This is a genomic window from Variovorax sp. GW821-FHT09B01 (genome assembly GCF_059418345.1).
This window is the reverse complement of sequence record NZ_JBWKPQ010000004.1, coordinates 245,029-259,876: the sequence shown is the minus strand read 5'-3', so window position 1 is coordinate 259,876 and position 14,848 is coordinate 245,029. Positions and strand designations below refer to the sequence as shown.

Sequence of the window (14,848 nt, the reverse complement as noted above, 5' to 3'; positions counted from 1 at the left end):
CTCAGTCGCGCAGGGCCGCTTCGACCGTGGCGGCGACGTTCTCGGCCGTGAAGCCGAAGTGCTTGAACAGCACCGGCGCGGGGGCCGATTCGCCGTACGTGTCGATGCCGACGACGGCGGCGCAGCCGTACTTCCACCAGCCATCGGTGCAGCCCATCTCGACCGCGACGCGCGGCAGCTTCTTCGGCAGCACGGCCTTCTTGTAGGCCAGGTCCTGGCGATCGAAGGTGGTGGTCGAGGGCATCGACACCACGCGCACCGCGATCTTCTTCTCGGCCAGCAGCTTCTGCGCGGCCAGCGCGAGCTGCACTTCGGAACCGGTGGCGATGAGGACCGCCGCGGTCTTCTTGTTCTTCAGGCCGACCTGTTCGGGCTCGGACAGCACGTAGGCGCCGCGGCTGATGTCGCCGAGTTCGCTCTTCGCCGCATAGGCGATGTTCTGGCGGCTCAGCAGCAGCGCGGTCGGGCGCGACTGGTTCTGCAGCGCCACGGCCCAGGCCACGGCGGTTTCGGCCGTGTCGCCCGGACGCCAGACGTCGAGGTTGGGGATCAGGCGCAGCGAGGCGGCGTGCTCGATCGACTGGTGCGTCGGGCCGTCTTCGCCCAGGCCGATGGAGTCGTGCGTGAACACGTGGATCACGCGGTGCTTCATCAGCGCGGCCATGCGGATCGCGTTGCGGCTGTAGTCGCTGAAGGTCAGGAAGGTGCCGCCGTAGGGGATGTAGCCGCCATGCAGCGCCACGCCGTTCATGATCGCGGCCATGCCGAACTCGCGCACGCCGTAGTTGATGTGGCGGCCGATGGTGCCGTGCGGGGCTTCGGCCGGCGCCTCGGACTTGGCTTCGTCTTCCGCGCCGGGCTTGGCCTCGACCGCCGGCACGTTCATGACCACGGCGCCGGTCTTCGGATCGAAGCGCAGCGCGGCGGTGCTCTTGGTGTTGGTGAGGTTCGAGCCGGTCAGGTCGGCGCTGCCGCCGAGCATTTCGGGCAGCGCGGCCGTGAACGATTCCAGCGCGAGCTGGCTGGCCTTGCGGCTGGCCACGGTCTCGGCCTTGGTGTGCGCGGCCACCACGGTGTCGAACGCGACCTGGTGGAATTCCTTGGGCAGTTCGCCCTTCATGCGGCGCGTGAACTCGCCGGCCAGCTCGGGGTAGGCGACGGCGTAGGCGGCGAAGCGCTCGTTCCAGTCGGTCTCGAGGCGGTGGCCTTCGTCCTTGTGGTTCCAGTCGGCGTAAACCTCGGTCGGGATCTCGAAGGCCGGCGCGGTCCAGCCCAGGGCTTCGCGCGTGAGCTTGATTTCCTCGGCGCCGAGCGCCTCGCCGTGCGCCTTGGCGGTGCCGGCGCGGTTCGGGCTGCCCTTGCCGATGGTGGTCTTGCAGACGATCAGCGTGGGGCGCGACTCTTCCTTCTTCGCCTTGGCGATGGCCTTCGACACTTCCTTGGCGTCGTTGCCGTCGATCGGGCCGATGACGTTCCAGCCGTAAGCCTTGAAGCGCTCTTCCGTGTTGTCGATGAACCAGGGCTTGACCTGGCCGTCGATGCTGATGCCGTTGTCGTCGTACAGCGCGATCAGCTTGTTGAGGTGCCAGGCGCCGGCCAGCGCGCAGGCTTCGTGGCTGATGCCTTCCATCATGCAGCCGTCGCCCAGGAAGGCGTAGGTGTGGTGGTCGACGATGTCGTGGCTCTTGCGGTTGAACTCGGCGGCCAGCAGCTTCTCGGCCAGCGCGAAGCCCACGGCATTGGTGATGCCCTGGCCCAGCGGGCCGGTGGTGGTTTCCACGCCAGGGGTCACGTCGACCTCGGGGTGGCCCGCGGTCTTGCTGTGCAGCTGGCGGAAGTTCTTGAGCTCGTCGATCGGCAGGTCGTAGCCGGTCAGGTGCAGCACCGCGTACAGCAGCATCGAGGCGTGGCCGTTCGACAGCACGAAGCGGTCGCGGTCGAACCAGTGCGGGTTGGCGGGGTTGTAGCGCAGGTGCTCGCCCCACAGCGCGACGGCCATGTCGGCCATCCCCATCGGTGCGCCCGGATGTCCGGAATTGGCTTGTTGAACGGCATCCATAGCCAACGCGCGGATCGCGTTGGCCATCAGGGCTTGGTTGGCCATGGGCAGGGAACTTTCGGGGGAGTTGGGTGGGAGGGACTCGGGAGAACCCGCGATTTTACCGGGCGAGCCCGAACCGGCACCGACAGCCTGCTGACACCCCTCTTCGCTTATTTTGCGCAGCCGGCCGGACCCGCGTTTTCCCGCATGGGCGATGTACTAAAGTCGCGGGCATATGCACGGGCTGCACCTCACCGCCGACCTTCACGACTGCCAATGCGGCGCGCAGTGGCTCACCGACGGCGAGGCGCTCGGCGCCGTCTGCCTCAAGGCGGTGTCGGCCGCGGGGCTGCAGCCGGTGGGCAAGCTGGTCCACGGCTTCCCGGCCACCATGCACGGCCCGGGCGGCGTCACCGCCACCGTGCTGCTGGCCGAATCGCACCTGTGCCTGCACACCTGGCCCGAGCAGCGCGCCGTCACGCTCGACGTCTACGTCTGCAACTTCGGCGGCGACCATTCGGCCAAGGCGCATGCGCTGATGGACTGCCTGGTCTCGCTGTTCCGCCCGCGCCACAGCGAACGCAACGAGCTGCAACGCGGGCGCGTGGCGGCCAGCGCTTGAGCCGGGACGCGACGGTGGCGGCCAAGGCCATGGTGCTCGCGGCCGGACGCGGCGAGCGCATGCGGCCGCTGACCGACACCACCCCCAAGCCCCTGCTCGAGGTCCGCGGCAAGCCGCTGATGCAATGGCCGATGGAGGCGCTGGCGGCCGGCGGCTTCACCGAGCTGGTGCTCAACACGGCCTGGCTCGGCGACCGGATCTCCGGCCACTTCGGCTTGAAACCGTTGCTGGGCGGCGAGGTGGCGCTATCGATTTCATACTCCGACGAGGCCCGCGACTTCGGCGGCGCGCTCGAGACCGCGGGCGGCATCGTGCGTGCGCTGCCGCTGCTGGGCGATCCGTTCTGGGTCGCGGCGGGCGACGTGTTCGCGCCCGGCTTCGTCTTCACCCAGGCCGCGGTCGAGCGCTTCGTGGCGGGCGGCAAGCTCGCGCACCTGTGGCTGGTGCCCAATCCCGCGCACAACCCGAAGGGCGACTTCGGCCTCTCGGCCGAGGGCCTCGCGCTCAACACGCCGGACGGCGCGCGCCACACCTTCTCGACCATCGGCCTGTACCGCGCCGCACTGTTCGCGCCGCCCTACTGCGCCATCCCTGGCGGCAACCCCGGCGGCATCAAAGCCCCGCTGGCGCCGATCCTGCGTGCCGCGATGGACAATGGCCTGGTGAGCGCCGAGCTCTACACCGGCCCCTGGACCGACGTGGGAACGCCCGAGCGCCTCGCCGAACTCAACCGGCCTTCGTAGCCAGCCCGTCTCACAGGAAGTCTCCACGCGATGACCACCACCGACACCAAGAAGATCTACGCCGAGCGCCGCGCTCGCCTCGCCTCGCAACTGGGCAAGGACGGCATCGCGATCATCCCGACCGCGCCCGAACGCCAGCGCAACCGCGACAGCGACTTCCTGTTCCGCCACGACAGCTACTTCTACTACCTGACCGGCTTCACCGAGCCCAATGCTTGGCTGGTGCTCGGCGGCGACGGCCGCGCCACGCTGTTCTGCGCGCCCAAGGACCTGGAGCGCGAGATCTGGGACGGCTACCGGCTCGGCCCCGACGCCGCGCCCGACGCGCTCGGCCTCGACGAGGCCTTCTCGGTCACCGAGCTCGATGCGAAGCTGCCCAAACTGCTCGAGAACCGCTCGGTCGTCTGGTATCCGTTCGCCACCCACAAGGGCCTCGAGACCCGCGTCGACGGCTGGCTGCAGTCGGTGCGCGCGCGCGTGCGCTACGGCGCACTGTGCCCCGAGGAACAACGCGACCTCTGCGGCCCGCTCGACGAGATGCGCCTCGTGAAGGACGCGCACGAGCAGGACATCATGCGCCGCGCCGCCCAGATCAGCGCCCGCGCCCACATCCGCGCGATGCAGCTGTCGGCGCGCATGCTGCGCGAGGGCAAGGACGTGCGCGAGTACCACCTCGACGCCGAGCTGCTGCACGAGTTCCGCCTCGGCGGCTCGCAGTACCCGGCCTACGGGTCCATCGTCGCGGCCGGCGCCAACGCCTGCGTGTTGCATTACCGCGCCGATGCGGCGCCCGTGCGCGACGGCGAGCTGGTGCTGATCGATGCCGGCTGCGAGCTCGACGGCTACGCCAGCGACATCACGCGCACCTTTCCCGCCAACGGCAGGTTCACCGGCCCGCAGCGCGCGCTGTACGACCTCGTGCTCGCGAGCCAGGACGCCTCGGCCGCCGCCACCAAGGCCGGCAACCGCTTCAACGACCCGCACGACGCCGCCGTGCGCGTGCTCGCGCAGGGCATGCTCGACCTGGGCCTGCTCGACGCCAACAAGGTCGGCGGCCTCGACGACGTGATCGACAGCCGCGCCTACTTCCAGTTCTACATGCACCGCACCGGCCACTGGCTCGGCATGGACGTGCACGACTGCGGCAGCTACGTCGAGCCCACGCAGGTCGGCGAGGTCAGCGAACGCAAGGACCCGCTGTCGAACGAGCTCATCAAGAACCGCCCGAGCCGCATCCTGCAGCCCGGCATGGTGCTCACGCTCGAACCCGGCATCTACGTGCGCCCGGCCGACGGCGTGCCCGAGCAGTTCCACAACATCGGCATCCGCACGGAAGACGACGCCATCGTCACGGCCACCGGCTGCGAGCTCATTTCGCGCGGCGTGCCGGTGAAGGGGGACGAGATCGAGGCGCTGATGCGGGCCTGAGCGCCGCGCGCTGCGGTGTCTGCGGCGCATGCCGCGCCTGCAGGAAATCGATGAACACCCGCAGCTTGCGCGGCATCTGCGCGCGGCTCGGGTAGTACAGGTAGAAGCCAGGAAAGCTCGGCCACCACGGCTCGAGCAGCGGCACCAGCCGGCCGCTGTCGAAGTCCTCGCGCACCGTGCCCTCGAAGGCCACCGCGATGCCCGCGCCGGCGCGCGCGGCCGCCAGCAGCACCTCGCTGTCGTTGGCGATCACCGGCCCCGCCACCTCCACGTCGAGCTCGCGGCCGTCCTGCGCGTACTCCCAGCGATAGAGCCCGCCGGTGGTGAGCCGGAAGTTGAGGCAGCGGTGCTCGCGCAGGTCCTCGGGCGTGCGCGGCGGCGTCCGCCCCTCGAGGTAGCGCGGCGCCGCGAAGCTCACCATGCGCTGCGGTCCCGCGATCGGCAGCGCCACCACGTCCTGCGCCAGGCTCTCGCCGAGCCGGATGCCGGCATCGAAGCCGCCTTCGACCAGGTCGACCATGCGGTTGTCGCAGACCAGCTCGAGCACGATGTCGGGATAGGCCGCGGCGAAATCGCCGAAGTGCGGATAGAGCAGCAGTTCGGCCGAGACCCGCGCCACGTTCAGGCGCAGCAGCCCCGCCGGCTTGTCGCGCGCCTCGTCGATGCCCTCCACCGCCTGCGCCAGCGCCGCGAGCGCCGGCCGCGCGCCCTCGAGGAACTGTCGGCCCAGCTCGGTCGCGCCGACGCTGCGCGTGCTGCGGTCGAGCAGCCGCACGCCGAGCTTGGCCTCGAGCGTGCGCACGGTCTGCGACAGCGCCGAGGGCGAGACACCGAGTTCCTCGGCCGCGCGCGTGAAGCTGGCGTGATGGGCCACGCGCGCGAAGGCGGCGATGGCGGGGAGAAGGTCGGGCGACATGCGGGCATTATGAAGAGAGCCTTCACAAAGCATCAAGCACAGCGGCCTTTTTCCAACGCAATGGTGGGACGACATTCGAGTCCATGGCGCTCGCGCACCGCGGCGCTTTCCGAATCGAAAGGACATCCCCATGCAACTCAACGACTACCTCACCCTCGGCCGCTCGGGCCTGCGCGTCAGCCCGATCTCGCTCGGCACCATGACCTTCGGCAGCGACTGGGGCTGGGGCGCAGACGCCGGCGAATCGCGCCGCATGTTCGACGCCTACCTCGAACGCGGCGGCAACTTCGTCGACACCGCCAACTTCTATACCAACGGCAGCTCGGAGCGGCTGCTGGGCCAGTTCCTCGCCGACCGGCGCGAGTCGGTGGTGCTGGCCACCAAGTACACGCTCAACATGCAGCCCGGCAATCCCAACGCGGGCGGCAACCACCGGCGCAACATGGTGCGCTCGGTCGAGGCCAGCCTGAAGCGCCTGGGCACCGACTACATCGACCTGCTGTACCTGCACATCTGGGACGGCCTGACGCCCTTCGACGAAGTGATGCGCGCCTTCGACGACCTGGTGCGCGCGGGCAAGGTGCTCTACGCCGGCATCTCCGACACGCCCGCCTGGCAGGTCGCGCGCATGCAGACCCTGGCCGAGCTGCGCGGCTGGGCGCCGCTGGTGGCACTGCAGATCGAGTACAGCCTGATCGAACGCACCGTGGAGCGCGAGCTCCTGCCGATGGCGCGCGAGCTCGGCCTCGGCGTGATGGCCTGGTCGCCGCTGGGCAGCGGCGTGCTGACCGGCAAATACAGCCGCGCCGACCTCGATCACGCGAAGGGACAGGACCCGCGTGTGACCGGCACGCGCAAGGACGTGGCCGTGGGCAACGGCGCACTGACCGAACGCGCGCTCGCCATCGCCGACGTGGTGGCGCAGATCGCGAAGGAGCAGGACCGCTCGAGCGCGCAGATCGCGCTGGCCTGGCTGCTGCACCGGCGCGGGCCGACGGTGATGCCGATCATCGGCGCGCGCACCTTCGCTCAGTTCGAGGACAACCTGGGCGCGCTCGAGGTCGAGCTCGATGCCGAGGCGCTGCGACGGCTCGACGCGGCGAGCGCGATCGCGCTGGGGTTCCCGCACGACTTCATGGCGCTGCCGATGACGCAGGGAGTGCTGCACGGCGGCACGTCGACGCGCCGCGGCGAGTGAGAGAGGCTCAGTCGCCCAGCGCGGCCAGCACGAGGCAACCGAGCCCCGTCAGCACCGCGATGGCCGCCGCCACCGACGTCACCCAGTGGAAGCGGCGCGGCGCATAGCTCAAGAGCCCCACCACCGTCTGCGCGGCCGCCGTGAGCGCGCCGAGCCAGAGCACCCAGCCGATCGAATGGCCGGCGGCGCGCAGGCTGGCGACGAGCGACAGGCACAGCGCCACGCTGCCGCCGAGCTGCAGCCAGCGGCGCCACGGGCCGGGCGTGCTGCCGCGGCCGAAGACGTCCTCGCTGTGGCGGTCCATTGCGAGGCCCAGCGCGCAGAAGCCCGCGAGCGAGGCGGCGAACACGGTCGCGATCAGCAAGGCATTCATCACGATCCCTGGCCCGAGGTGGCGAGCGAAGGCGAGTCCACCGCGTCAGCGGCCGGGTCGGCCTTCGCGGCCTTCTTCGCCGAAGCGCTAGAGGCTTTGCGACGCTTGCGCTCCACCATCCAGGCCGCGCCCGCGAGTCCCAGGCCCAGCGCGATCGACACCAGGTCGAAGCCGGCGATGGCGCTCGGTCCCGAGCGCAGGCTGACCGTGAGCGGTGCGGGACCGGTGAATGCGTTGAGCACCGGCAGCAGCGCGAACAGCAGCGCGCCTGTGGCGAGCTGCGCCTGCCACATGCGCAGCGTGGGCCGCGCGAGGCCCAGCAGCGCGGCCGCGCCCCAGACCGCGAAGAACCAGCCGATCTCGGCCGCGCCGCGGTCGGCCGTGTCGAACGGCACCAGCCGGTTGGTCCAGAAGAAGGCGGCCATCGCGAGCGGCAGGCCCGCGATCGCGCCGAGGTTGAGTCCGTCGACCAGCCGCAGGCCAAAGCTCACGCGGCCGCCCTGCTTGAGCCGCTTCGCGAACTTCTGGCGCTCCTTCACGGCCCATAGCAGGAGGCCGGTCGCGACCATCAGGCAACCCGCGAGGCCCGAGACGAAGAACAGCGCACGCAGCAGCGGATCGCCGAAGCGGCCGATGTGCAGGCCGTAGAGCACGCTGCGCGTCTCGACGGCGGGCCGCATGCTGTCGCCGTAGGCACCGACCAGCGCGCCGGTCACGCCGTTGAAGACCATCGACGGTTGCTCGGACCCCAGTTGCGGCCCTTCGGCGCGGCGCACGATGACTGTCGCATTGGCATCGTTCGGCGAATTGACCGTGAGGCGGCCGACCGGCGCGCCGCCCCAGTGCGCGGAGGCCTGCGCGAGCATCGGCGCGACCGGTGCCATCGGCGCCTTCTGGCCCGCGGCCTTGAACTGCTCGCGCACGCCGCCCGCGAAGGCTTCGGAGAAGAAGGTCTGCGTGCCGCCGCTGTCCTTGTATGCCGCCTGCGGGCCCCAGGGCATGTACATGAACATCAGGGTGACGAGTCCCGTGTACGTGATCATCGCGTGATAGGGCAGCGCGAGCACCGCGGTCGCGTTGTGCGCGTCGAGCCACGAGCGCTGGCCTTTCTTCGGTCGGAAGGTGAAGAAGTCCTTGAAGATCCGCTTGTGCGTGACGATGCCGCTGAGGATCGCCACCAGCATGAACATCGCGCAGAAGCCGACGATCCAGCGACCCCAGATCGCGGGCATGTAGTGCAGGTCGAAGTGCAGGCGGTAGAAGAACTCGCCACCGCGCGTCTCGCGCACCGCCGCCGAAGGCTGGCCGCTGGCCGCATCGAGCACCGCGCGGCCGAAGCGGTCGCGCCGGTCGCGCGGCGGCGAGCCGGCCGGCGGCGCGGGCCGGGTCCAGAACAGGCTGGTCGAGGGTTCGCGCTCGGTCGGCAGCGTGATGAACCAGCGCGGCGAGTCGGCCGCGTGCTGCTGCAGGTAGGCGTAGGCGCCCTCGGTGGCCTGCACCTGCGGCACCGGCGCGCGCGAGAGCCCGTGCAGCTCGGGCTTCATCCAGAGCGTGATCTCGTCCTTGAAGTACGAGGCCGTGCCGGCCGCGAACACCATGAACAGCACCCAGCCGACCAGCAGGCCCGACCAGGTGTGCAGCCAGGCCATCGACTGGCGGAGGCCCTCCTTCATGCGCCCGCTCCCGGCGTCGGCAGCACGAGCAGCAGCGCGCCCAGCGGCGCCGCGGCGATGACCAGGCCAATCCAGGCGCGCCACGCGCTGCGCGCCGCAAACACCCACATCACCGCGACCGCGAACACGAGGAAGGAGGCCAGCGTGCCTGTCATCGCGGCTTCGCTGCGCGCCATGCCGAAGGCCGCGGGCAAACATAGCGCGAGCGCCGCGGCGGAGAGCGCGGCCACGCCGTAGCCGCCGGCAATGGCGGCGACGGCGCGCGAGGTAACGCCGAGGCGGTAGCGCAGGCCGGCGCTCACGCCGCGCGCCGGACGGCGTGCGAAGTCGTTCGGGAAGTCATGGGAAAGGGGGATTCGGAAAGATGAGAATAATACTCATCCGCCGAATCCGCACCGGGGCCTGAGGGATTTTGGGGATCAGGCGGTCAGCGCCGAAACCTCCGCATCGGTCAGCCGCTGCGGGAAGTAGCTGGCCGCCTTGATGTGGAGGCAGGCCTGGTTGCTGCCCCAGGCGACCGCGCCGAGCGCGAAGCGCGTGATGGGCGGCATGGCTGCCATCGCGTTCTTTCGGAGCCCGTCCGTGCGGAAGCTGTAGCGCAACCCTTCGGCCCCATAGGCCAGGGCGACCTTGAAGTAATCGCCTGGAGACAGCACGCCGGCGTTCCCCGCGGAGGTCGTCGCGGTGGTCGTGCCCCCGACCGTGCCAGTGCAATACACGCCCCCAGGGATGCTCATCCCCATCGACAGCCGGTTGCCCGCCGTGCCGTCCCCGAGTTCCATGATGTTCCGCACCGTGATGTCCGGCATCTTCGGCAGTTCGACCTCGAGGGCAACCGCTCCTTCGGCGGCATTGAGCCAACCCTTGGCGGCATCGATGTAGACGAAGTCGGCGCTTCGCGCGACGGCGGCCGATCCGACCGTGTCGGCGGCACGCGTACCGGCGGTCGAGCTCGTCACCTCCGCAGCGCGCAGAACCGTTGCCGCGGCCGTGGGGATATAGCTCGAAGCGAATGCAGCCTGCTCGAGCTGGTATCCGGTGACCCGGAAACCACGAGGCGAGTTTTGAGGGTACTTGACCGCGCCGACGTTCGCTCCAGGCACAGAAGAGCCCGTCGTGTGGATGCAGGAGACGCGATAGACGCCGTCACCCTGAGGCGTCACGATGAACTTGGTCATCGGTGGCGTGACGCCGACGATGGCCAGCGCGAAATCGTTCGACTCGGAAGCAGCGGTGTCCGATCTGAAGACGGGGACCAGGCCATCGTCCATCTTCACGAACACCGACAAGCAATACGAGGTATTCGGCTGCAAGGTCACTGTCTTGTAGGCAAGACTCCATTGCTGGGCCACCGTCGGCCGGCCGATCTTCACCCCGGTGACCATTCCGATGCCGCTGAAATCGCTGTAGGCCGCGTCACCCAGCAGCGACGTCCCGCCAGGTGTCGCGAAATCCGAGACAGTCAGCATGTTGGTGCTGGCGGCTTCTTGAAGCAATGTCGGGGGCGCCAGCAGGTCGGCCGGGTTGTAGCTCATCCGCGCAGCGTTCACTGCGGCGGTCTGGATCTTCCCCTGGGCATCGAAGTAGGTGCCGGTCGAGGAGCGCGAGGCGAAGGTGTCGCTGCTCGGGATGTAGGAGGTTGCGACCGAGCCATCTTCGAGCTGCGCACCGAAAACCTGAAATGCACCTCGATCGGAGACCGCACCGGTCACGCCTGTGTATATGCGCAGCGAATCCCCAACCGCGATGCCTGTGCTTTTCGTGTTCGACAGCCGATACCATCCGTTGCCCACCGACCTCAGATCCCAGCCCGTGCCAGAAACGGTCAAGCCGCCATTGCCGTCCGCGGAAACGGTCGCGTAGGGTGTGAAGGTCAGCGCGGTCGTGTCGTTGCGCCAGGTGAACGACAACGGCCCGGTCAATCCCGCGTTCTTGACGAACACCGAGAACGTCATCTCGCTGCTCGTCGCAATCATGTTGCCCTGGGTGAGCGGCCCCGTGGCAGCACCAGCGTATTCGATGGCGCGCAGCGTGCCGTCAGGAGCCAACTTGCCTGCCGAGCCCCCTGTGATGCCGACACTCCACGGATTGCGGTTCATCTGCGAACTGCTGAGCACAAGGTTCGTCCGTTGCGGCTCCGTCAGGAGCGCCGGCGCCAGCATCAGATTGGCCGGATCGTAGTTCACTCGCCCCACCCCGGCCACTGCGTAACGCATGACACCCTTGGCGTCATAGCAGGAGGCGATCGAGGCACGCGCGGTCACCGTGTCCACGCTGGGAATGCACGAAGTGACGAACGTACCCGCTTCCAGTTGAGCGCCCCAGGCGAAGGCACCGTTGATGTCATCGCCGGCACCCATGGATGCCCCGCTTGGATAGAGGGCGTACGTGATCGCGGTGGACTCATCGCAGGTGAAGACAAGCGCATAGCGACGCCACCCGTTGCCCGCGTCGGTGACTGACGTCGAGATGATCGCAAAGGAGCCCGTCTTGGACGACGAATGCGTGCTGCCCAGCAGATCGAAGTTGGCGCTGATCGAGTTCGTCGCGCTCGCGCCGCAAACGTAGATGAACGCCCGTTGTCCACCTGCGGATTTCAGGTACACGGAGGCCACGTAGGTTCCGATGGCGGCGGCCTTGGTCGCGATCTGCGTGACGCGCCCGTTGCCATAGTTGCTCTGGCTGCTCAGGATGAGCTTGGCTGCCTCCATGTGTCCATTCGGCGCAAGCGTAGCGTTCGGCACCACTTTGACCAGCGGGGTACCGCCAGCGACATTGACATTCCAGCCAGCCGTCTGGTCGAAGCGCGATGCATATCGCAGCATGTTGGTCCGACCGCTTTCGATCAGCAGGCCCTTGGCCGCCTTGGTAACGGGGTCGTAGTCAAGGCGTGGTGCCACCGCGGACTCGATGAAGCCCAGCGGGCTCACGCGCGTGCCGTTGGCACCGCCGCTGGAAACGAACATCTCGGCCGCGGATTTGGAAGTGAGGGTCGTGGGCATGGGGTCAGCCAGTGATGGTTTCGGTTTCGGGGGTCAGGGAGACGATCTCGGTCGCGTTGGCTGCCTTGGGCCAATAGACGAAATCTTGAAAGAAGCCGTCGAAGGGGTCGGCTCCGTTGTTGCGTTGACCAAGCCATAGCGTTGGACCGGTGTAGGTCGGGATCGATGCAAGGCCGACGGCGACCGCTGGCTTGTCGTCGCACTGAACGATGAAGCGCCCTTGCTTCCAGGACATCGCCACCTTGCGAACCTGTCCGATCGGCGCCGCGCTGCCTGCGATCGAAGTCGCTGCCTGCTGCGCACCCCGGTCGAAGCAATTCGCGCTGATGCCGCCTGCGCCGTCGAAGTAGACGAGCATTCGACTCGTCGCCCCAGCCGCATCGGTGATTCCGAAGATCATCGAAGTGGCGGGAACAAGGTTGGTCGCTTGAGCGACGCGGGCGCAGATCGTGCCTTCCCGCGGGTTGTACCAAGGTTGGCTCTGGAGATTCGGAATGTGAATCTGGTCAGCAGTTCGCGCGATGGGTGTCGTAGACGGGACAGGTGTGTAGCTCGATGCGGTCGCCCCGACCTCGACCTGCCCCTTGCAGATCCAGACCGTCAGGTTACTTGCCAGCGTCGACACGATATGGACCACCGGATAGATGGTCCCCGTGTTGCCGGGCGTGGCATTACCCATCACAACCCGGGTGAAGCGCTCAGCATATGGGGCCGAATTCACGGCGGAGATGTTCGTGCTTCCCATGCCGTTCGAGCCTGTGTAGTAGACGTTGATGGCCTCGCTTCCGACCAGCGGCCGACTGAGCTTCACGTAGGAACTCGTCGAGTAGGTGGTCGAGGCCACGATCGCCGCCGCCGAACTATTGGGGCGCCAGCGACTTCCCGGATAGCCTGATGCCATGGCCGGGGTAAATGTCACCGCCGAACACGCCTCTCCATCGACAGTGGCCACGCCCACGGTGGGCGGCGTGGTCCCCTCGGCAACCCCCAGGGCGCTGAGCTGGCTGTTCGTCAGAAGATTGGTGCGGACAGGTCCGCGAAAGCGCAGCCCGCGAGACGCGAGGGTGATTGGGTCGTAGTCGAAGGCAGGCGCAACTGCAATTTCGATCTTCCCCTGTGCATTCACACGTGAGCCATTCGCACCGCCGGCGGCGATGAACAACTGCGCGAAGGTCTTTTCGGTGAGCGTAGTGGTCATGACGGGATCTCCTCAATCAAGCGCTGGGGGAATTCGGGATGACGGACGGCGCACGCAGATCAATGGAAGGCCATCCGGTGGCGCAGTCGTATGCATCGAACTGCGCGTCAGTTTCGAGCGCTGCGATTGCCCGGTGATGGACTCGTTCGGCGGAAAAACAGGCTTGCACATGCCGGGCTATCTGCACGGCCATCTGCCGCAAGGTCTCTACGTCCAGGCGTATCCATCCGCTTTGCGCCTTGAAATCGATGGTTTCGATTTCCGCGCTGGCAGCAGTGACCAAGATGGAGGTGATGCGATCCTGGTCGGTCCTGGCGGTGAGCAGATGAGTGCCATCCGGCAGTGTCAATCCACCGGTTTCCACGGCCCAGCGTTTCGCGGAGGCACGCGCGACGAGCGTCTTGCGCTTTTCCTCGAGCGTGCTCGGCTCCGCAAGGATGGTCCCTCCGGAGAAAGGACCATCTGTACCAATCAGCCAAGTCTCCGCATTGCCCACTTCTGCGATTGGCATCAGGAAGCTGTCTTGCCAATTAATCAGCTTGGGCGTTGCGCGCCAAGCAGCTTCGGTGGCATAGCTGTTGATCCAAGCGACAGCCGCCCCATCCGAAATCTCGATGCGCAGGATTTCATGAATCAGCGACAGTGCGCCATTCGGTTGGTTCTTGATGAAAGTAACGCTCATGATGATCTTTCGATTGAAGAGAATGGAAGAGATACGGAGAACAGGGTCTATTCACAGGGCCGACTCATAGATTCGCAACGTCGATCTGCAGCACGTTGTGCTCGCCACCAGAGACTGGATAGGAGCTTCCGCCATTGGAGGGAATCTGTGCGACCTGCACCGGCCCGAAGTGAAAGGTCTGCCCCGAGTACATGACTCCCATCGCCATCAGCCGGGCTACCCACACCCCATCGTCTTGCCACCAGATGCCTGAACCTGCGACCAGTGCTGCGCCGTAGCTGCCAATCCAAAAAGACCCCTCGGGCACACCGCCGTCAAAGTTGAAGCCATTGATCTGGCGCACGCACATCGCCTTGACGTTGCTGTTGTAGGCGAGCTGTCCATCCTCGGCGTACACACTCAGTCCCGGCGAAATGTCCTGGTATGGCTGACCGACGTCGAAGATGTAGTACTCCACCGTCGCCGGTGCATCTCCCGCGTACAGACGCCATCGGAAATAGCCGTTCGAGATCGTTTCGATACGCACGTGGACCAACCCCCCGTAGGGCCGTACACACAGCAACGGATGGGTGCAGTCGCCCGCTTCGACCGTTGCAGAGTTATTCGCCCCGATCCCCACCGTACCGCGCAGTCGCAACAAGTGGTTTTTGTAGCCCTGGTCGATCTGCAACACGCCGTGGTCGCCGAAAATTTGAAGGCCTGCAGTCATGGATTGGAGCTCCTATGTGCCATACGAATCAGTACACGCCAAAGACCACATAGCCTGAAGCGGGCGAGCCGCCCCAGGGGTAGTCCCACCACATGGATGCACCCGAAAATTGGAAGCGCGGCATCGAGTTCACGGTGTGTGAACAGAAGATCGCGAAAGGCTGACCTGTAGTCAGCCCGCCGTGCGTGAGGGAACCCGACGCGCTGATCCAGAAGCTGCCCAGCACCCGCGACATACGGTCGTTCGTGTCCAACACCACATTC

The 14,848-nt window shown here is 67.2% G+C and carries 14 protein-coding genes; 4 read left to right on the top strand and 10 right to left on the bottom strand.

Translation table 11 applies throughout. The annotated features are described in order from the left end of the window. Nucleotide 1: 1 nt before the first annotated feature. Complete coding sequence (locus AC07RV_RS15680; protein ID WP_296774764.1) at nt 2-2,104, bottom strand: transketolase family protein; 2,103 nt, start codon at nt 2,102-2,104, stop codon at nt 2-4. Nucleotides 2,105-2,276: 172 nt separating this feature from the next. Between AC07RV_RS15680 and speD the strand changes: the two genes are divergently transcribed. From speD to AC07RV_RS15665, 3 genes are read left to right on the top strand one after another with little or no spacing between them, the layout of a single operon-like run. Next, entirely contained in the window at nt 2,277-2,663 is a 387-nt protein-coding gene (gene speD, locus AC07RV_RS15675) for an adenosylmethionine decarboxylase (RefSeq protein WP_296774763.1), read from the top strand. A gap of 29 nt (nt 2,664-2,692) precedes the next feature. Further along, nucleotides 2,693-3,406: a nucleotidyltransferase family protein gene (locus tag AC07RV_RS15670; RefSeq protein ID WP_296775094.1), complete on the top strand. Its 714-nt coding sequence runs from the start codon at nt 2,693-2,695 to the stop codon at nt 3,404-3,406. Between the two features lie 30 nt (nt 3,407-3,436). Then, nucleotides 3,437-4,834, top strand: coding sequence for an aminopeptidase P N-terminal domain-containing protein (locus AC07RV_RS15665; RefSeq protein WP_093351642.1), 1,398 nt, complete (start codon nt 3,437-3,439; stop codon nt 4,832-4,834). Here AC07RV_RS15665 and AC07RV_RS15660 read toward each other — a convergent pair. Then, nucleotides 4,776-5,750, bottom strand: a complete 975-nt coding sequence (locus tag AC07RV_RS15660; RefSeq protein WP_296774760.1) for a LysR family transcriptional regulator — start codon at nt 5,748-5,750, stop codon at nt 4,776-4,778. The genes AC07RV_RS15665 and AC07RV_RS15660 overlap by 59 nt on opposite strands. Nucleotides 5,751-5,880: 130 nt before the next feature. Here AC07RV_RS15660 and AC07RV_RS15655 point away from each other — a divergent pair, with 130 nt between their 5' ends. Beyond that, nucleotides 5,881-6,948, top strand: coding sequence for an aldo/keto reductase (locus AC07RV_RS15655; protein ID WP_296774759.1), 1,068 nt, complete (start codon nt 5,881-5,883; stop codon nt 6,946-6,948). A gap of 7 nt (nt 6,949-6,955) precedes the next feature. Here AC07RV_RS15655 and AC07RV_RS15650 read toward each other — a convergent pair whose 3' ends face one another. The 8 genes from AC07RV_RS15650 to AC07RV_RS15615 all read right to left on the bottom strand — a co-directional run bounded on the left by AC07RV_RS15650 (nt 6,956) and on the right by AC07RV_RS15615 (nt 14,838). Further along, on the bottom strand, nt 6,956-7,321 hold the full coding sequence (locus AC07RV_RS15650; protein WP_296774757.1) for a DUF3325 domain-containing protein: 366 nt from the start codon (nt 7,319-7,321) through the stop codon (nt 6,956-6,958). Further along, nucleotides 7,321-8,994, bottom strand: a complete 1,674-nt coding sequence (locus AC07RV_RS15645; protein ID WP_296774755.1) for a PepSY-associated TM helix domain-containing protein — start codon at nt 8,992-8,994, stop codon at nt 7,321-7,323. The genes AC07RV_RS15650 and AC07RV_RS15645 overlap by 1 nt, the downstream gene beginning before the upstream one ends. Further along, a complete protein-coding gene (locus tag AC07RV_RS15640; protein ID WP_093343508.1) occupies nt 8,991-9,296 on the bottom strand; it encodes a DUF3649 domain-containing protein in 306 nt (101 codons plus the stop codon). Before AC07RV_RS15640 ends, AC07RV_RS15645 begins: the two co-directional genes overlap by 4 nt. Nucleotides 9,297-9,413: 117 nt before the next feature. Continuing rightward, nucleotides 9,414-11,996 (bottom strand): phage head spike fiber domain-containing protein, encoded by a 2,583-nt coding sequence (locus tag AC07RV_RS15635; RefSeq protein WP_296774753.1) that lies wholly within the window; start codon nt 11,994-11,996, stop codon nt 9,414-9,416. A gap of 4 nt (nt 11,997-12,000) precedes the next feature. Next, nucleotides 12,001-13,194, bottom strand: a complete 1,194-nt coding sequence (locus tag AC07RV_RS15630) for a LamG-like jellyroll fold domain-containing protein (protein WP_296774751.1) — start codon at nt 13,192-13,194, stop codon at nt 12,001-12,003. Nucleotides 13,195-13,210: 16 nt separating this feature from the next. After that, a complete protein-coding gene (locus tag AC07RV_RS15625) occupies nt 13,211-13,876 on the bottom strand; it encodes a DUF4376 domain-containing protein (RefSeq protein ID WP_296774749.1) in 666 nt (221 codons plus the stop codon). Between the two features lie 64 nt (nt 13,877-13,940). After that, the gene (locus AC07RV_RS15620) at nt 13,941-14,585 is read right to left on the bottom strand and encodes a hypothetical protein (protein ID WP_296774747.1); all 645 of its coding nucleotides are present in this window, start codon (nt 14,583-14,585) and stop codon (nt 13,941-13,943) included. Between the two features lie 28 nt (nt 14,586-14,613). Then, nucleotides 14,614-14,838 carry a hypothetical protein gene (locus AC07RV_RS15615; RefSeq protein WP_296774746.1) on the bottom strand — a complete coding sequence of 75 codons (225 nt, stop codon included), beginning with the start codon at nt 14,836-14,838 and terminating at the stop codon, nt 14,614-14,616. Nucleotides 14,839-14,848: the final 10 nt, after the last annotated feature.